Below are 17898 nucleotides of genomic sequence, written 5' to 3'. Positions count from 1 at the left end.
CGACATGACTGCTGACACAATTCTTGCAAGTCTGCATCTTTCCATTCCGGAGCTCATCCTCGCGGTCGGTGCGCTTGCGTTGCTCATGATCGGGGTGTTCTCGGGCGAGCGGTCGGGACCCACGGTCACCGGTCTTGCCATCGCGCTCCTCGCGGTGGCCGGTCTCTGGATCATCTTCGTCCCGGGCGAGGGGCTAGCCTATGGCGGCGCCTACCTCGCCGACGGCTTCTCCCGCTTCATGAAGATCGTCGCCCTGGTAGGCTCGATCGTCGCCATGTTCATGAGCATGGGCCAGGCGCGCGAGCAGCAGCTCGATCGCTTCGAATTCCCGGTGCTCTTGCTGCTGGCGACCCTCGGCATTCTGCTGATGATCTCGGCGCATGACCTGATCTCGCTCTATTTGTCGCTGGAACTGCAATCGCTGGCCCTCTACGTCGTCGCCGCCATCAACCGTGATAGCGTCAAGTCGACCGAAGCCGGCCTGAAGTACTTCGTCCTCGGGGCGCTGTCTTCCGGTATGCTGCTCTACGGCATGTCGCTGGTCTACGGCTTCACCGGTCATACGACCTTCGATGCCATCGCAACCGCGCTCAGTGCCGAGACCCGTTCGCTCGGCCTCGTCTTCGGTCTGGTCTTCGTGCTTGCGGGTCTTGCGTTCAAGATCTCCGCCGTGCCGTTCCATATGTGGACGCCCGATGTCTACGAAGGTGCGCCGACCCCGGTCACCGCCTTCTTCGCGGCGGCACCCAAGGTTGCCGCCATGGCGATCCTGACGCGCATCGTCGTCACCGCTTTCCAGCCGGTGCTTGCCGACTGGCAGCAGATCATCGTGTTCATCTCGATCGCCTCGATGCTGCTCGGCGCCTTCGCCGCGATCGGTCAGCGCAACTTCAAGCGGCTGATGGCCTATTCGTCGATCGGTCACATGGGCTATGCGCTTGTGGGCCTCGCCGCCGGCACCAAGACAGGCGTCTCCGGCGTCATGCTCTACATGGTCATCTACATGGTCATGACGCTCGGCTCCTTCGCCATCATCATGGCGATGCGCCGCAAGGATGGCCGCCAGGTCGAAAACATCGACGATCTCGCCGGCCTTTCCGCGACCAACCCGTTCATGGCGGTGGTGCTGACGGCGCTGATGTTCTCGCTGGCCGGCATTCCGCCGCTCGCAGGCTTCTTCGGAAAGTACTTCGTCTTCGTCGCGGCCATCCAGGCGCATCTCTATGCGCTCGCCATCATCGGCGTATTGGCCTCCGTCGTCGGCGCCTACTATTACCTGCGCGTCATCAAGGTGATGTGGTTCGATGAGGCCACGGACGAGTTCACCCGCACGGCCGGTTCGCTGCGCCTCGTCTTCGGTCTTTCCGGCCTGTTCGTCATCACCTATGTCTTCTTCGGCGGCGCAATCGGCGGGGCCGCCGATCTGGCTGCCGCGACGCTGTTTTGATGGCGTCTGACTTGAATAGCCGGAAGTCGCTCGCCGACTTCCGGCATGATGCCCTTCAAGAGACTTCGTCCACGAATAGCGTGTGCCTCGAGCGTGCACGCGCGGGCGACCCCGGGAACCTTTGGGTGACCGCCGAGCGCCAGACGGGCGGACGTGGACGCCGGGGGCGCCCCTGGGTATCGGAAGCCGGCAATCTCTACGCATCTCTCCTCTTGATCGATCCCGCTCCCATGGACCGCCTCGGCTCTCTGCCTCTCGCGGTCGCGGTCGCCGTACATCAAGCTGTTCGTGGCGTGCTGCCGCTTGCCGCCGAGCCGGCCGAGATCAAGTGGCCTAATGACATATTGATCGGCCGCAAGAAAACCTGCGGTATCCTGATCGAGGGCGAAGCATTGCCCGACGGCCGCTATGCGCTTGTTATCGGCATCGGCATCAATATTGCAGTCATGCCCGACAACCCGATGTATCCCGTCACCTGCCTCAGGCAGCAGGGCTCGATGGTTTCGCCGGACGAGCTGTTTGCCCATCTTTATGCTGCCATGTCCGAAGCGCTCGATGTCTGGAACCGTGGCAAGGGCATTCGCGAGATCACCGCGCGCTGGCGCGAATTTGCATGCGGCATAGGGGAAAAGATCACGGTGAACTTGCCGGATCGCTCGATTTCGGGCCATTTCTCCGGAATCGATGATAATGGCCTGTTGCTGCTCGAGACCGAGGACGGCAGGATCATGCCGATCGCCGCGGGCGACGTTTTCTTTAGATGATGGTTGGGAATCAGATGGCGAAGCAAGACGAACTGGTGTTTCTGCCCCTCGGCGGCGTCGGCGAGATCGGCATGAATCTCGCCCTCTACGGCTATGGCCCCGCGGAGCAGCGCCAGTGGATCATGGTCGATTGCGGCGTGACGTTCCCAGGGCCGGATCTACCTGGCGTCGATCTCGTCCTGCCGGATATCCGTTTCCTCGCCAAGGAACGCAAGAACCTCAAGGGCATCATCATTACCCACGCCCACGAGGATCATTACGGCGCGCTGAACGATCTTTGGCCGGGCCTGAATGTTCCGATCTATGCATCTCCCTTTACCGCCGGCCTTCTCGAAGCCAAGCGCGACTATGAGAAGTCGATGGGCGAGATCCCGGTGACGCTCTTCAAGGCCGGCGATCGCATCAATGTCGGCCCCTTCGAGATCGAGGGCGTCGCCGTCAATCACTCGATTCCCGAGCCGATGTCGCTGATGATCCGCACGCCGCTCGGCAATGTCGTCCATACCGGCGATTGGAAGATCGATCACGAACCCTCGCTCGGGCCGCTGACCGATGAGACGCGCTTCCGCCAGCTCGGTGATGAGGGCGTGCTGGCGCTGATGTGCGATTCCACCAATGCGCTGCGTGATGGCGTTTCGCCGTCGGAGAAGGACGTCTCCGAAAGCCTGCGCAAGATCATCGAAGATGCCGAGGGCAGGGTGGCGATCACCACCTTCTCGTCGAATGTCGGCCGTATCCGCACCATTGCCGAGGCTGCGGAGGCTGCCGGCCGCGAAATTTTGTTGCTCGGCAGCTCGCTGAAGCGCGTTGTCGATGTCGCCCGCGATATCGGCATCATGGAAGGCATCAAGCCCTTCATCGCCGAAGACGAATATGGCTATATTCCGCGCGATAAGGTCGTGGTGATCCTGACCGGCAGCCAGGGCGAACCGCGCGCAGCCCTTGCCAAACTTTCGCGCGACGAAATGCGCAATGTTGCATTGGCCGCTGGCGATATCGTCGTCTTCTCCTCGCGGGCCATTCCCGGCAATGAGAAGGCGATCCAGGACATCAAGAACGGCCTGATCGAGCAGGGCGTGCATGTGGTGACGGACGCGGAAGCGCTCGTGCATGTCTCCGGCCACCCCAGGCGCAACGAATTGCAGAAGATGTATGAGTGGACGCGTCCGAAGGTCGTCATCCCCGTGCATGGCGAGGCGACGCATCTGACCGCCCATAAGGAACTGGCCGAGCAGAGCGGCATTGCCACCGTGCCGCGCGTCCGCAACGGCGATGTCGTGCGTCTTGCGCCCGGTCCGGTCGAAGTGATCGGCGAAGCACCGCATGGGCGCATCTTCAAGGACGGCATACTGATCGGCGATTTCGACGAAATGGGCATCGGCGAGCGCAAGAAGCTTTCCTATGTCGGCCATGTTGCCGTCAATGTCGTGCTCGATGCCCGTTATGATATCGTCGGCGATCCCGATCTCGTGCCGATCGGCCTGCCTGCCTATGATGACGAAGGCGAGGAGATGGAGGATACGCTCTTTGACGCCATCGTCAGCGCCATCGAGAGCATTCCGCGGGCCCGCCGCAAGGATCTGGGCATGCTGCAGGAGGCTACGCGCCGTGCCGTTCGCGCTGCCGCCAATCAGGGTTGGGGCAAGAAGCCTCTCGTGACCGTGTTCATTACACGCACCGGCGGCTGAACCTCGCTGTGATCGGGGAGGAGGGATCATGCTTGGACGCATCAATCATGTCGCGCTCGCCGTTCCGGATATAGAAAAGGCCTCCAAGGCCTATCGCGACATGCTGGGCACGACGGTGTCCGCGCCACAGGCACTGCCGGAGCACGGGGTGACTGTCGTTTTCGTCGAATTGCCGAACAGCAAGGTCGAATTGCTGGAGCCGCTGGGCGAGGCCTCTCCGATCGCCGCGTTTCTGGCGAAGAATCCCGATGGCGGCATGCATCATATCTGTTACGAGGTTGCCGACATCATTGCTGCGCGCGATCATCTGGTCGCCGCCGGTGCGCGCGTGCTGGGAAATGGCGAGCCCAAAATCGGCGCGCATGGCAAGCCTGTGCTCTTCCTGCATCCGAAGGATTTCTTCGGCACGCTGATCGAGCTTGAGCAGGTGTGACATTACAGCGCCGCGTCGGCTATGACGCTGATCGGCGCTTTGAAAGACGATTGCTTTGCCCCTATAAGCAGCTTGGAAGAGGAGGAGACGGATAGACACGTCTCGAAGGGAGCATAATGGCCCAGCAGATCATCGCCAGTTTCGCCGTTTATTTCGTCATCTGGTGGATTACGCTCTTCGCCGTCCTGCCGTTTGGCCTGCGCACCCAGGCCGAGGACGATCATGTGATTCTCGGCACTGTCGAAAGCGCCCCGACGAAGTTTCGAGCCTGGCGGGTCGTGCTCGTCACGACGCTTGTGTCTGCTCTCATCTATGGCGCCTGGTATATCGCCTCGCATTACTTCGGACTGAGTATAGATTCCATTCCCCAGATCGTTCCAAGCTATAAGTGATCTCTAGAAATAGTAGAGAAAGGCGCGTCAAGCCGCGTGCCCTGTAATCGCCATCAATCCGTCACACGCCTGTCATGTGGGTGGGGCAAAGCATCTCAAATGCGCCTGTCATATTCTGGCTGAAGGGCTGGAAAGGCTTTTTCGCCAGAGGGCTGATCGACAGAAGGTCGAGCTGAGAAAGCAAAAAAAAACAAGGCCATAAGCCTTGTTTTAAAGTATCGCGTGATCCTTATCCGTTACCGGGGCAGCGAGCAAACGCGCCTAAGATCTGATCCTCCCAAGACTTGACCGCGAAACGGCAAGAATTTAGCCTTCCTGCCTCTTTTGTGAGCTAAAATTAGCTCAAACATTGAGCTTTGTCATCCTTTTTTTTGCTTTTTTGCTACAGTTGCGCAGAATTTTTCTGTTGACGGATTTCCGTCGTAAATCCTTATAAATGTGCTTTTTTTGAAACATCGGAAATAGGCTGTATCGCCTGTATTTCCGGGCGTTTGCCAAATTCTTCTATTGCAGAATGCGGGTTTCCTTCCAACGCCGAAGCAGTTATGAACTGCCTCCAGTACACAATTTGCTAACGATTCCGCAAAAAGCGGAACGTCAAACCATCTGGAACAAGCGTCATGCGTCTGTCTCGTTACTTCATGCCCATCCTGAAGGAAAACCCTAAGGAGGCTGAAATTGTTTCCCATCGGCTCATGCTGCGCACCGGTATGATCCGCCAGCAGTCGCAAGGCATCTATTCCTGGCTGCCGTTGGGCAAGCGCGTGCTGGACAAGGTCAACAAGATCATCCGCGAGGAACAGAACCGTTCCGGCGCCATCGAGCTGTCGATGCCGACGCTGCAATCGGCCGAGCTCTGGCAGGAAAGCGGCCGTTACGACGCTTACGGCAAGGAGATGCTGCGCATCAAGGATCGGCAGGACCGTCCCATGCTCTACGGCCCGACCAATGAAGAGATGATCACCGACATCTTCCGGTCCTACGTCAAGTCCTACAAGGACCTGCCGCTGAACCTCTACCATATCCAGTTGAAGTTCCGCGATGAAATCCGTCCGCGTTTCGGCACGATGCGCTCGCGCGAATTTATGATGAAGGATGCCTATTCCTTCGATCTGACGCAGGAAGGCGCTGTGATTGCCTACAACAAGATGTTCACGGCGTATCTGCGTACCTTCGATCGCCTTGGTCTGAGGGCGATCCCAATGCGCGCCGATACCGGCCCGATCGGCGGCAATCTCAGCCACGAATTCATCATCCTCGCCGACACCGGCGAGTCCGAAGTCTTCTGCCACAAGGATTTCGTCAATTTCGACATTCCCGGCGAAGACACGAATTTCGATGATGTTGCCGGCCTCAAGGGCATCTTCGACAAGTGGACCTCGCTTTATGCGGCCACCTCCGAAATGCACGACGAAGCCGCCTTCAACGCCATTCCGGAAGGTGAGCGCCTTTCCGCGCGCGGCATCGAGGTCGGTCACATCTTCTATTTCGGCACGAAATATTCCGAGCCGATGGGCGCGAAGGTGCAGGGGCCGGACGGCAAGGAGCATCCTGTCCACATGGGATCTTACGGTATCGGTCCGACACGCCTTGTTCCCGCCATCATCGAAGCATCGCATGATGAGAACGGAATCATCTGGCCGGATTCGGTAGCGCCATTCGATGTCGTGGTGATCAATATGAAGGCCGGCGATCAGGCTTGTGATGACGCTTGCGAAACGGTCTATACCGCGCTGTCGAAGGCCGGCAGCGACGTGCTCTACGACGATCGTGACGAGCGCGCCGGAACGAAGTTCGCGACCGCTGATCTGATCGGCGTGCCGGTACAGATCATCGTCGGCCCGCGTTCGATCGCGAGCGGCGAAGTGGAAGTGAAGGACCGCAAGACCGGCGCTCGCGAGACGATGACGGTCGAGGCGGCGATCAAGCGGCTCGCCGGCTGATCGGCGATAGATAGGATGGAAGGCGAATGGCGGTGAGTGCGGCAGTGGAACAGCAGGAAAATTCGTTCAAGGCCGGCCCATCGTCTCGTCCGTTTTCCGGATTCGAACGGCTCGTCGCCTGGCGCTATCTTCGCTCCCGGCGCAAGGAGGCCTCGATTTCGGTCATTGCCGGCTTCTCGCTGGTCGGCATCATGCTGGGCGTCGCGGCACTGATCATCGTCATGGCCGTCATGAACGGTTTCCGCGCCGAACTCTTCAAGCAGATTCTCGGCTTCAACGGTCATGTCGTTGTACAACCTATCGATTCGCCGCTGAATGATTATGCCGAGCTGGCAAAGAAGTTCGCTGCAGTCCACGGCGTCACCATGGCCTTGCCGCTCGTTGAGGGCGAGACGCTTGCCTCCGGCCGCGGTGGCTCCGGCACCGGCGCCCTGGTGCGCGGCATCCGCGCGGAGGATCTGACGAAGCTCAAAACCGTTTCGGATCACATCGTTTCCGGTGACATGGTCGGCTTCGCGTCCGGGCAGGGCGTAATGGTCGGCAGCCGACTCGCTCGGCAATTGGGTCTGACGGTCGGCGATCAGATCACGCTGACGGCGCCGGACGGCGATGTCACACCCTTCGGCGTCAATCCGCGCGTCAAGGCATACACGATCTCGGGCATCTTCGAAGTCGGTATGTCCGAATATGATTCCTCCGTCGTCTTCATGCCGCTGGAGGAGGCGCAGGTCTTCTTCAACGCTCAAGGCGTCGTCGAAAAGATCGAACTTTTCATCACCAATCCGGACGATGTAGACGAGCTGAGGCCGAAGATCGAGGAAGCAGCCGGGCGGCAGATCTTCCTGACCGACTGGCGGCAGGTCAACGCCACCTTCTTCTCGGCTTTGCAGGTCGAGCGCAACACCATGTTCATGATCCTGACGCTGATCGTCCTCGTCGCCGCCCTGAACATCATATCCGGCCTGATCATGCTGGTGAAGGATAAGGGCAGCGATATCGCCATCCTGCGCACCATGGGTGCGACGTCAGGCGCCATCATGCGCATCTTTTTCATGACGGGTGCGGCCATCGGCGTCGTCGGCACGCTTGCCGGTGTGATCCTCGGCGTCGTGGTCTGCCTGAACATCGAGTCCATCCGCCAGTTCTTCTCCTGGATTTCGGGCACCGTGATCTTCAATCCGGAAGTCTATTTCCTCAGCAAATTGCCGGCCCAGATGAATCTCGGCGAGACCGTCTCCGTCGTCGTGATGGCGCTGACACTTTCCTTCCTTGCTACGATCTTTCCGGCCTGGCGTGCCTCGCGGCTCGATCCGGTGCAGGCGTTGCGCTACGAATAAGGAATCCGCATTTGATAAAACGCAACGTCGTTCTCCAGCTCTCTGGCGTGGAGCGTCATTATGGGCAGGGTGAGACGCGGCTGTCGATCCTGAAGGGGGCCGATTTCGCCTTGCGCAGCGGCGAGATCGTCGCGCTGGTTGCGCCTTCAGGCACGGGCAAGTCGACGCTGCTGCATGTGGCAGGCCTGCTGGAGCATCCCGATGGCGGCGAGGTGGTCGTCAATGGCCAGGCCTGCGAAGCCTTGTCCGATGAAAAGCGCACGGCCGTGCGCCGCGGCGAGATCGGCTTCGTCTATCAGTTCCATCATCTGTTGCCCGAATTCTCGGCGCTCGAGAACATCATGATGCCGCAGCTCATTTCCGGCCTGTCGCGCAAGGATGCGAGCGAGCGAGCCGCGCAGCTTCTCGACTATATGCGCATCGGTCACCGCGCCGATCACCGCCCGGCCGAACTGTCCGGTGGCGAGCAGCAGCGCGTCGCGATCGCCCGCGCGGTTGCCAACGCGCCGCTGGTGCTGCTGGCAGACGAGCCCACCGGCAATCTCGATCCGGAGACCGCGCATTACGTCTTCGATGCATTGGAAGCGCTGGTGCGTCAATCGGGCCTTGCGGCCTTGATCGCCACGCACAATCACGAGCTCGCCGCCCGCATGGATCGCCGCGTCACACTGAGCGACGGCAAGGTGGTCGAGGTCTGATTACTCGCTACGGAACGATCAGACCACCGCGATAATCCAGTTCGTAGGCTTTGCACTGGTTCACCACGATGGCTTCATGGCCGAAGAAATGGTCGCAGCCGCCAGTGCTGCGGTCGATATAGCGGCCATAGGCATGTTCAAACTCGAAGCCGCCGAGAAAACGCTTTTCATCCAGATAAAGACGCAGCAGCGATGCCTTGATCACCATGCCGGCGCGGGTGCCGTCGATCAGATCGGGCTCGATGATATGGCCGAAATAATTCATGGCCCAGACCGGCTCGTCGTCATGCCAGACCAGTTCCTGGCCGGCGAAATCCGTGCCGCCGAAATAGCTGTCGAGATAGCGCCAGCGGCCGCTTGCATAGCCGATGTCATGCGACCCGGTGCGGCAGGACGGCAGTCTCTCGCCATCGCCGACATAGGTCTCCGCCTTGGCGATGACAATAAAATCGTTCAGCTCGGCAAGATCCGGCATGACCCTCTCCAGGTTTGGTGAGTGGGCACGATGCCATTCAATGTGCTGGTTGTAAAGAACAAAAAGAGAACATTCTTGATTAACGGCTGCCTTCGCAAGCCTTCTCGCCAAAATCGTCCTGCCAGGCCTGAATGCTGACGGTCCTCGCTTCGGCCTTCAGCGCCTTGCCGTCCTTCGTCACCTTGCCGGTCAATACGTTATAGTCGCAGGTGTGACTGTTGTCCGGTTCGAGCGTATCGCGGGAACCGTAGGTATAGCCGGCCACCACGAAGCTGTTGTTGCGATGGGCAAGCGTCAGCGTCTGTTGCCAGCGATCGCGACCGATGGAGTCGTTCTGCGAGACGATCGCGATCGAACCGTTCGGCAGCGCCGAGATCGATGGTTCCTGGCCGACGATGCCGCCGGGCTCGACGCTACCCCATATTTTGTTCGGAGCGCGTGCGGCGAGCTTCAGCAAGGCGTGCTCGTCATCGCGTAGATAAATATTGATGCCGATCTGATTGTCAGCCTGATCATCCGAGGGGAGTGCCACCAGAAGGGCGAGATCCGGTTTGCCGTCCTTGTTCCAGTCTCCGATTGCGGCATCGATGATGCGGCCGGGCGCGGCGGTGTCTTCGGCGCGGGCCGTGGTTGCAAGCGAAAGCAGAATGAGCCCGCAGGCAAGCGATTTCATCGTGGTCTCCCTGTCCCCCATCTCCATAGCGCCAGACTGTTTCGGCGTCCATCGGAGAACGAAAGAGTCGCGTGATGAAATTTATTGATGCTCCTATTGACTTCCGAACAAAAATAGAACAAAAAAGAAACATAACGAGTAAGGAGCGCGTAAATGACCGATATCATTCGAGACGTTGCAGCATTCACCTCCATCGTCATGTTCGTTGCCAGCTTTTCCCTCATCATGATGGCGATGTAAGTTTTATCCCCGTTTGCACAGGCTGTTCCCATATTTGATGGGAGCAACTTCTGGACTTTACGATCCGCAATGCCGAAAATGTCACCGATTCATTTGGGCATGCGGAAGGGTTTGAGATGGCGGATATGGGTGGCAGCGGCACGGCGACGCCGGCCGGCGAAACGCCGGAATTTGTGCACCTCAGGGTTCATTCCGCTTATTCCCTGCTGGAGGGCGCGCTGCCGCTCAAGAAGATATTGGCCAAGGCGGTAGGCGACAGCCAGCCGGCCATCGCGATTACCGATACCAACAATCTTTTCGTTGCCCTCGAATTCTCGCAGAAGGCGATGGACGAAGGGCTGCAACCGATCATCGGCTGCCAGGTATCGATTGACATGGAAGATGGCGGCGAGGGCGAGAAGCGAGGGCCGCAGCAGGCGCTCGCCAAGCTGCCGTCCATCGTGCTGCTTGCCGCCACGGAGCGGGGCTATGAACGCCTGGTCGATCTCGTCAGCCGCGCCTATCTCGGCGGCGAAGGCAATGGTGCCGTTCACATCACCAGCTCATGGCTTGAAGAGATCGGCACGGAAGGCATGATCGCGCTGACCGGCTCGTTGAGCGGGCCGATCGATATGGCGCTGAAGGAGGGGCATGCCGCGCAGGCGCTCTCCCGCCTGCTGACCCTGAAGCGCCTGTTCGGCGACCGGCTCTATCTCGAATTGCAGCGGCATGGCACCTATGATCGCCGCCATGAGCAGAAGATGATCGCGATGGCCTACGAGCATGAGATTCCGCTCGTTGCAACCAATGAAGCCTTTTTTCCGACGCGTGACGATTACGATGCCCACGACGCGCTGATGGCGGTTGCCCACAACGCAATCGTCTCGGACGATACGCGTTTTCGCCTGACGCCAGATCATTATCTGAAGAGCCGAGCCGACATGGCGAAGCTTTTCGCCAATCTGCCGGAGGCACTGGAAAATACGGTCGAGATCGCCCGCCGCTGCTCCTTCATCCTGAATACGCGCAAGCCGATCCTGCCGCGTTTCACCGGCGCTACCGATGATGCGGAGGAGGCCGAGCGCGCCGAGTCGGCGGAGTTGCGCGCCCAGGCGGTCGAGGGGCTCGACCAGCGTCTCGCCTCGCTCGGCATGGCGCCGGGCTACGAGGAGAAAGAATATCGCGAGCGGCTGGAATTCGAACTCAGCGTTATCGAGCGCATGAAGTTTCCCGGCTACTTCCTGATCGTCGCCGACTTCATCAAATGGGCCAAGCGGCATGATATCCCGGTCGGCCCTGGCCGCGGCTCCGGCGCGGGCTCGCTGGTGGCTTACGCGCTCACCATCACCGACGTCGATCCATTGCGCTTCTCGCTGCTGTTCGAGCGCTTCCTCAATCCCGAACGCGTTTCGATGCCGGACTTCGATATCGACTTCTGCCAGGACCGGCGTGAAGAGGTGATCCGCTACGTGCAGGCCAAATATGGCCGCGAGCAGGTGGCGCAGATCATCACCTTCGGTTCGCTGCAGGCGCGCGCCGCGCTTCGCGACGTCGGCCGCGTGTTGGAAATGCCCTATGGCCAGGTCGACAAGATCTGCAAGCTCGTGCCGAACAATCCCGCCAATCCGACCCCGCTCAGCAAGGCGATCGAGGAGGAGCCGCGCCTGCAGGAGGAGGCGGACAAGGAGCCGGTCGTCGCCCGGCTTCTCGACATCGCCCAGAAGATCGAAGGCCTCTATCGCCACGCCTCGACGCACGCCGCCGGTATCGTCATCGGCGATCGCCCGCTTTCGAAACTGGTCCCGATGTATCGCGACCCGCGTTCCGACATGCCGGTCACACAGTTCAACATGAAATGGGTAGAGCAGGCCGGCCTCGTGAAGTTCGACTTCCTCGGCTTGAAGACCCTGACCGTGCTGAAGACGGCCGTCGATTTCGTCGCCAAGCGCGGCATCTCGATCGATCTCGCCAGCATCCCGCTGGATGACAAGACGACCTACGACATGCTCTCGCGCGGCGAGACGGTCGGCGTGTTCCAGGTGGAAAGTGCGGGCATGCGCAAGGCGCTGATCGGCATGCGCCCGGACTGCATCGAGGACATCATCGCGCTGGTTGCGCTCTATCGCCCCGGCCCGATGGAGAACATTCCGGTCTATAACGCCCGCAAGCATGGCGAGGAGGAGATCGAATCGATCCACCCGAAGATCGATTACCTCCTGAAGGAAACGCAGGGCGTCATCGTCTACCAGGAGCAGGTGATGCAGGTCGCCCAGGTGCTCTCTGGCTATTCGCTCGGCGAAGCCGATCTTCTGCGCCGCGCTATGGGTAAGAAGATCAAGGCGGAGATGGACCAGCAGCGCGAGCGCTTCGTCGATGGCGCCATCAAGAACGGCGTGTCGAAGGGGCAGGCCGACGTGATCTTCGATCTGCTCGCCAAATTCGCGAATTACGGCTTCAACAAGTCGCACGCCGCAGCCTACGCCATTGTCTCCTACCAGACCGCCTATATGAAGGCGCACTATCCGGTGGAGTTCCTGGCAGCGTCGATGACGCTCGATATGTCCAATACCGAGAAGGTCAACGACTTCCGCCAGGATGCCAAGCGCCTGGGCATCGAGGTCATCGCGCCCTCGGTGCAGACTTCGTTCCGCCATTTCGAGACGGGCGACAACCGCATCTATTATGCGCTGGCCGCCATCAAGGGTGTGGGCGAATCCGCCGTTGATCATATCGTCGAGGTGCGTGGCGATCAGCCCTTCGCCGGCATCGAGGATTTCTGTCTGCGTATCGATCCCAAGCAGATCAACCGCCGCGTTCTGGAAAGCCTGATCTGCGCCGGCGCCTTCGACTGCTTCGAGATCGATCGCGCGCAGCTGATCGCGGGCCTGGACCGCGTCATGGGCTATGCCCAGGTGGCGCAGGAAAACAAGCGCAGTGGTCAGCACGACATGTTCGGAAGTGCAGCCTCTGGCCCGGAAAAGATCGTGTTCCCGCCCTATACGCCTTGGCTCGCTTCGGAGCGGCTGCTGCGCGAATTCCAGGTGCTCGGCTTCTATCTGACGGCGCATCCGCTCGACACTTACAAGAGCGTGCTTGACAAGATGCGGGTACAGCCCTTCGCCGATTTCTCGGCTGCGGTGAAACAGGGCGCCAGCAATGGGCGTTTGGCCGGCACGGTGATCTCGAAGCAGGAGCGCAAGACCCGCACCGGCAACAAGATGGGCATCTTCGTCTTCTCGGATGCGTCGGGCCAGTTCGAAGCCGTGCTCTTCTCGGAGACGCTCAACCAGTATCGCGACGTGCTCGAGGTCGGAAAATCCTTCGTCATCACAGCCCAGGCGGATGAGCGTCCGGAAGGCATCAGCCTGCGGCTGCAGACGGCGCAGTCGCTGGAGGAGAAATCACTGCAGATGCAGAAGGCGCTGCGCGTCTATGTCCGCGATGCCGGACCGCTGAAGGCCGTTGCCGCGCATTTGAACGCCAGGGGCGACGGCCTCGTCTCTTTTATCGTCATCAAGGAGGAAGGGATGCGCGAGGTCGAGGTGGCGCTGCCTGAGAAATATCGCATCACGCCGGAAATCGCCGCCGCCTTGCGTACGGCACCGGGCGTGATCGATGTGGAGCTGGTTTAAAGCATGTCGCGCAAAAGTGTGCAGCGGTTTTGCGATAACGACATGCGAAGAATCAAGATCTTAAAGCGCATGGAGCGAATCCGTAAGATTCGCGACGCGCTTTAAGAGCAATTCCAGGAAAAGTGCGTCGCGGTTTTCCGTCCGGAATTGCGTAAAATAAAGGACAGAGCGTTTTCGCGATTCGCAGAAAAGCGGAAAGGCTTTATCCCTTCTTGCCGAGCGCGCCATTGTTGGTGACGGTGATGAAATCGGTCCCGTTGCCGGTTTCCGGCCCAACGCCGGTGTCGGAAATCGTCAGCGAAGAACCAGCCGTCAGCAGATCCTCGATGCGGTGGCGGACATCGTCGGGAATGGTGATGCGGGCAAGCGCCTGTCCGGCGGCATCGAGCGATTGCGATTGTTCCTCGCTGGTGATGCCGTATCGCTTCTTTGCCTGCTTGCTGAGATCTTCTTCGAGCGTCATGCCGAACCAGTCGGCCTTGCCGCTGATCCGGTCGATCGCGTTGGCGGTGAAGAAATGCACGCCAAGCGCCTCTTGCGGCTCGGCGATGATGGCGGGGCCCTCGAAGAGCGGTTTGAAGTTCTGGCGGACCATGACCGCGCCGTTCGGAGGTTCGCCCTTGCCGGCGGCGGCATAAACAGCCTTCATCAGCGTGGGGCTGACGAGGCTGCCCGTCGCCGTGATGTCATGCGCCTTCTTGAAATCTTCGATCGCCTGCACCGTTGCCGGCCCGAGCATGCCGTCGGGCGTTCCGGTGATGAAGCCCATCCCGTTGAGGATATCCTGTAGGTCGCGGACATTTTCACGCAGGCCGCGCCGGGTAATGAGAATGCTGAGCGGCGCCTGATCGGCGGGCGGGGCAATGATTTCCCGTGCCTTCGGCATCCGGATCGAGGTCACGTCGTTCGTCGCAACCTGCAGAGATTGCCCCTGCGGCAGAAAGCTCGCAGTCATCGGGCGCAGTTCGATACCGGAAAACAGTGCCGGTGGAGGTGCCGCCGGCGGCTGGAACAGCATTGCGCTCTCGAAAGGCTGCGGCACCAGTGGCTGATTGGCGATGACGACATGCACGCCGCGCTCGGTCATCTGGTAGAGCATCTTGGCGAAGGCCTTAGGCATGCGCACGCAGCCGTGGGATGCCGGATAGTTCGGAACCGAATTGGATTCGTGCAGCGCGATGCCCGACCATGTCAGCCTTTGCATGAAGGGCATGGGCGCGGCCGAGTAGAGGTTTGACTCGTGATAGACCTTCTTTTCCAGAATGGAGAAGATGCCGCTCGGCGTCGTATGCCCCCGCTTGCCGGTCGAAACCTTTGAGGTCGCGATCACCTGGTCGCCATCATAGACGGCAAGCGATTGCCTGTCCTTCGACACCACGATCTGCAGCGTGCGGGCATCCGGCGCGGCAAGAGAAGGATGTGAGAGGGCGGTGGCCGACAACAGCCCCAGCCCAAGCAACAAAAACGGCTTCATATGAACACAAACCAATACGCAATACTCGTACCGCCAAGGTTAGGCTTTGAAGTTTAAGGAAGGCTTGCCGAAAAGACCTGCCTTTTCGTTCCGGCGAAACCTTGGGGTTTATCTATTCGAAGCCGGATTCAGCAATGCCGAAGCGAGGCTGGCGACCCTGCTTCGGCATGAAGGCATCGGCGGAGATCGAACGGACGATCAATGCGCGCTTGAGGCTACCCAGTTGTGCCAGTCCTGCTCGCTGCCGTGGAAGGCGTTGAGATCGATCTTGCCGTCGACGCCATGAGAGACGCCGGAGCCGGAATATTGCCAGAACAGCCATTTCCGGCCCGGATAGACCTTGGACGGATGTTGGGCCACGGCGCGCAGCCAGAAGGGATAGTCGAGCAGTTCGCCGCTGAGATTGTCGCGATAGAAATCCGGTGCGGTATAGACGATCGGCCGCTGGCCGTAATGCCTCTCCAGCTTGTCCATAAAGACCTGCATCTTGGCAAGGACCTGCTCGCGCGAGGGCCGGCGCTTGCAGCTCGACTCGCCGTTCCATTCCACATCGATGACGGGCGGAAGGGCGCCTGCTTCCTTCGGCACGTTGCGGATGAACCAATCGGCCTGCTCGCCGGCCGTCCGGCACCAGTAGAAGAAGTGATAGGCGCCATGCTTTAAACCGGCCTGCTGGGCGGCCCGCCAGTTCTTCCTGAACATCGGATCGAGATGATCGCCGCCATCGGTCGCCTTGATGTAGACGAAGTTCGCACCCTGGGTGCGCAGCGTGTCCCAGTCGATCTCTCCCTGCCAGCGCGAGACGTCGACGCCATGCACGGCGAGCTTCCGGGGCGAGGTGGAGGAGCCGAAGTTGATCGGCTTGGCATCGCGGAAGCGGTGGCCATAGATCTGCATCGGCTGCTGCCGCATGGCACGAGGCATGGGATTCGACGGCGCGAGCATGGCGAGCGGCCGCTGCAGCGGTACGGGAGTGTCATCGCCGCTCTGATCGGAAGGCATGAGCCCCTCTGGACGAAGATTCGTCGGCATTGCAACCGCCAAGGCTTGTTGCTGCTCGACGCGCGAGACCGTTTCGCCGATTTCGACGGACGGCACTGGCCGGTTGCTCTTTGCGATGGAGCTGGTCGTTTCCTTCGAAGGCGGGCTGGCTTGCGCGGCTTCGCGCTCACCTCGGGCGGCGCAGCCTGAGATCGTCAGGCAGGCAAGAAGAATGGTCGATACAGCCGATATACGCATAGGAACCCGTACGCAAAACACAATCGACGGCGGATCCGCGCCGTTCGGAAGTCACAGAATCCAAGTCCTAATGGAAATTTACCAAAAAAGTTTGAATCCGAGCTTTCCGTCACAAAGAATCGCGCGCATGACGCGATTATCCGCCGCGTATTTTTATGTCACTGGTCGGTGACTTTATTTTAAGTCGTTGTTATTTATGGCGCTTGTCGCCGAATGTATAACCGGTCTCGACCGTCTTGTTGCCGAATTTTTCTTTGAGCTTATCCATGGCAGCTTCTACGGCCGCGCGTCGCGTCGCCTGTACGTCGATAAGATCCGGCGGGTCCGCGCGCCCCGCGTCGCCAAGATCGGTGACGCCAATGCCGATGAGGCGGAACTTCGTGCCATCGGTCTCGTGTTCGAGCAGGCGTAGCCCGGTGCGGAAGATCCGGTCGGCAAGCTGGGTCGGATCTTCCAGCCGGCGGTTGCGCGTGCGGATCTTGAAGTCGGCGGTCTTCAGCTTCAGCACCACGGTCTGCCCGGCAATGCCGCTGCGCTTCAGGCGTCGCGAAACCTTCTCCGAGAGATCGCGCAGGATCGGCACGAGATCGTCGTGGCGTGAAATGTCGTCGAAGAAAGTCGTTTCGGAAGACACGCTCTTTGCCGCTTCGTTCGGATGCACGGTGCGGTCGTCGATGCCGCGGGCGAGACGGAAAAGCCGTTGCCCGATGACGCCGTAGCGACGCATCAGATCGCCTTCCTCCATGGACTGCAATTGGCCGATCGTGCGAATGCCGTCGCTTTCGAGCGTTGCCGCAAAGGCCTTGCCGACGCCCCAGATCGTGGTGACGGGGCGTGGCTCCAGGAAGGAGAGCGCCTCTTGCCGCCCGATGACGGAGAAGCCACGCGGCTTCTGCAGGTCTGAGGCGACCTTGGCGAGGAATTTGCAATAGGAAAGGCCGACCGAGATGGTGATACCGATTTCCTGTTCTACTTTCCGGGCGAATTTGGCGAGAATGCGGGCCGGCGGATCGTGATGAAGCCGCTGCGTGCCGTCGAGCTCCAGAAAGGCCTCATCGATCGAAAGCGGCTGCACCAACGGCGTCAGCTCCTGCATCATGCTTCGGATCTCACGGCCGACGCGGACGTATTTCTCCATGTTCGGTCGGATGACGACGGCGTTCGGACAGGCTTCCAGCGCCTTGAACATCGGCATGGCGGAGCGCACCCCATGAATGCGGGCGATATAGCAGGCGGTGGAGACGACGCCGCGTTTGCCGCCGCCGATGATGACAGGCTTGTCGGCCAGCTCCGGATTGTCGCGTTTCTCGATCGAGGCATAAAAGGCGTCGCAGTCGATATGCGCCAGCGTCAGTCCGTAGAGTTCGCGATGATAGACGAGGCGAGGGCTGCCGCAGCTCCGACAGCGCGTTCGTGCGGCCGATTGCTCGCTCAAGCAATCGCGACAGAAACCTGAGATCTTGTCGGGCGCATTGGTCATCGAA

General features: G+C 60.1%; 14 protein-coding genes. 9 read left to right on the top strand and 5 right to left on the bottom strand.

Annotated elements, in window-relative coordinates; genetic code table 11:
• The first annotated feature begins 4 nt into the window (after positions 1–4).
• The 8 genes from nuoN (at position 5) to ACPYOP_RS07345 (ending at position 8702) form a co-directional block, all read left to right on the top strand.
• On the top strand, positions 5–1447 hold the full coding sequence (gene nuoN, locus ACPYOP_RS07380; RefSeq protein WP_481409737.1) for an NADH-quinone oxidoreductase subunit NuoN: 1443 nt from the start codon (positions 5–7) through the stop codon (positions 1445–1447).
• On the top strand, positions 1447–2211 hold the full coding sequence (locus ACPYOP_RS07375) for a biotin--[acetyl-CoA-carboxylase] ligase (protein ID WP_481409736.1): 765 nt from the start codon (positions 1447–1449) through the stop codon (positions 2209–2211). Before nuoN ends, ACPYOP_RS07375 begins: the two co-directional genes overlap by 1 nt.
• A gap of 14 nt (positions 2212–2225) precedes the next feature.
• Positions 2226–3899: a ribonuclease J gene (locus tag ACPYOP_RS07370; RefSeq protein WP_481409735.1), complete on the top strand. Its 1674-nt coding sequence runs from the start codon at positions 2226–2228 to the stop codon at positions 3897–3899.
• Between the two features lie 28 nt (positions 3900–3927).
• On the top strand, positions 3928–4332 hold the full coding sequence (gene mce / locus ACPYOP_RS07365; protein WP_481409734.1) for a methylmalonyl-CoA epimerase: 405 nt from the start codon (positions 3928–3930) through the stop codon (positions 4330–4332).
• A 116-nt stretch (positions 4333–4448) separates the two neighbouring features.
• Complete coding sequence (locus tag ACPYOP_RS07360) at positions 4449–4724, top strand: DUF1467 family protein (protein WP_481409733.1); 276 nt, start codon at positions 4449–4451, stop codon at positions 4722–4724.
• Positions 4725–5344: 620 nt separating this feature from the next.
• A complete protein-coding gene (gene proS, locus ACPYOP_RS07355; RefSeq protein WP_481409732.1) occupies positions 5345–6667 on the top strand; it encodes a proline--tRNA ligase in 1323 nt (440 codons plus the stop codon).
• 26 nt (positions 6668–6693) lie between these two features.
• Positions 6694–8004 (top strand): lipoprotein-releasing ABC transporter permease subunit, encoded by a 1311-nt coding sequence (locus ACPYOP_RS07350; protein WP_481409731.1) that lies wholly within the window; start codon positions 6694–6696, stop codon positions 8002–8004.
• Positions 8005–8018: 14 nt separating this feature from the next.
• On the top strand, positions 8019–8702 hold the full coding sequence (locus tag ACPYOP_RS07345) for an ABC transporter ATP-binding protein (RefSeq protein WP_481409799.1): 684 nt from the start codon (positions 8019–8021) through the stop codon (positions 8700–8702).
• A gap of 7 nt (positions 8703–8709) precedes the next feature.
• Here ACPYOP_RS07345 and ACPYOP_RS07340 read toward each other — a convergent pair whose 3' ends face one another.
• Together ACPYOP_RS07340 and ACPYOP_RS07335 are read right to left on the bottom strand one after the other, a co-directional pair.
• Positions 8710–9177, bottom strand: a complete 468-nt coding sequence (locus ACPYOP_RS07340) for a DUF5680 domain-containing protein (RefSeq protein ID WP_481409730.1) — start codon at positions 9175–9177, stop codon at positions 8710–8712.
• A 79-nt stretch (positions 9178–9256) separates the two neighbouring features.
• Positions 9257–9850: a hypothetical protein gene (locus tag ACPYOP_RS07335; protein ID WP_481409729.1), complete on the bottom strand. Its 594-nt coding sequence runs from the start codon at positions 9848–9850 to the stop codon at positions 9257–9259.
• Between the two features lie 356 nt (positions 9851–10206).
• Here ACPYOP_RS07335 and dnaE point away from each other — a divergent pair, with 356 nt between their 5' ends.
• Positions 10207–13701 (top strand): DNA polymerase III subunit alpha, encoded by a 3495-nt coding sequence (gene dnaE, locus ACPYOP_RS07330; protein WP_481409728.1) that lies wholly within the window; start codon positions 10207–10209, stop codon positions 13699–13701.
• 202 nt (positions 13702–13903) lie between these two features.
• Here the strand turns inward: dnaE and ACPYOP_RS07325 are convergent, their stop codons facing one another.
• The 3 genes from ACPYOP_RS07325 to ACPYOP_RS07315 form a co-directional block, all read right to left on the bottom strand.
• Positions 13904–15175, bottom strand: coding sequence for a L,D-transpeptidase family protein (locus ACPYOP_RS07325; RefSeq protein WP_481409727.1), 1272 nt, complete (start codon positions 15173–15175; stop codon positions 13904–13906).
• A gap of 198 nt (positions 15176–15373) precedes the next feature.
• Positions 15374–16414 (bottom strand): glycoside hydrolase family 25 protein, encoded by a 1041-nt coding sequence (locus ACPYOP_RS07320; RefSeq protein ID WP_481409726.1) that lies wholly within the window; start codon positions 16412–16414, stop codon positions 15374–15376.
• Positions 16415–16604: 190 nt separating this feature from the next.
• Positions 16605–17894: a DNA polymerase IV gene (locus ACPYOP_RS07315; RefSeq protein ID WP_481409725.1), complete on the bottom strand. Its 1290-nt coding sequence runs from the start codon at positions 17892–17894 to the stop codon at positions 16605–16607.
• Positions 17895–17898 lie beyond the last annotated feature (4 nt).

This window comes from Rhizobium sp. KNZ2-6A (genome assembly GCF_056755475.1).
Note: the sequence above shows the minus strand (reverse complement) of the source record. Positions and strands in the feature narration are given on the sequence as shown.

What these genes read in the sequence shown, in the direction of transcription:
- ACPYOP_RS07325 (WP_481409727.1), bottom strand. Translation starts at nt 15,175, where the DNA reads ATGAAGCCGTTTTTGTTGCTTGGGCTGGGGCTGTTGTCGGCCACCGCC.
- ACPYOP_RS07350 (WP_481409731.1), top strand. Translation starts at nt 6,694, where the DNA reads ATGGCGGTGAGTGCGGCAGTGGAACAGCAGGAAAATTCGTTCAAGGCC.
- ACPYOP_RS07315 (WP_481409725.1), bottom strand. Translation starts at nt 17,894, where the DNA reads ATGACCAATGCGCCCGACAAGATCTCAGGTTTCTGTCGCGATTGCTTG.
- nuoN (WP_481409737.1), top strand. Translation starts at nt 5, where the DNA reads ATGACTGCTGACACAATTCTTGCAAGTCTGCATCTTTCCATTCCGGAG.
- mce (WP_481409734.1), top strand. Translation starts at nt 3,928, where the DNA reads ATGCTTGGACGCATCAATCATGTCGCGCTCGCCGTTCCGGATATAGAA.
- ACPYOP_RS07320 (WP_481409726.1), bottom strand. Translation starts at nt 16,414, where the DNA reads ATGCGTATATCGGCTGTATCGACCATTCTTCTTGCCTGCCTGACGATC.
- proS (WP_481409732.1), top strand. Translation starts at nt 5,345, where the DNA reads ATGCGTCTGTCTCGTTACTTCATGCCCATCCTGAAGGAAAACCCTAAG.
- ACPYOP_RS07360 (WP_481409733.1), top strand. Translation starts at nt 4,449, where the DNA reads ATGGCCCAGCAGATCATCGCCAGTTTCGCCGTTTATTTCGTCATCTGG.
- ACPYOP_RS07375 (WP_481409736.1), top strand. Translation starts at nt 1,447, where the DNA reads ATGGCGTCTGACTTGAATAGCCGGAAGTCGCTCGCCGACTTCCGGCAT.
- ACPYOP_RS07370 (WP_481409735.1), top strand. Translation starts at nt 2,226, where the DNA reads ATGGCGAAGCAAGACGAACTGGTGTTTCTGCCCCTCGGCGGCGTCGGC.
- ACPYOP_RS07335 (WP_481409729.1), bottom strand. Translation starts at nt 9,850, where the DNA reads ATGAAATCGCTTGCCTGCGGGCTCATTCTGCTTTCGCTTGCAACCACG.
- dnaE (WP_481409728.1), top strand. Translation starts at nt 10,207, where the DNA reads ATGGCGGATATGGGTGGCAGCGGCACGGCGACGCCGGCCGGCGAAACG.
- ACPYOP_RS07340 (WP_481409730.1), bottom strand. Translation starts at nt 9,177, where the DNA reads ATGCCGGATCTTGCCGAGCTGAACGATTTTATTGTCATCGCCAAGGCG.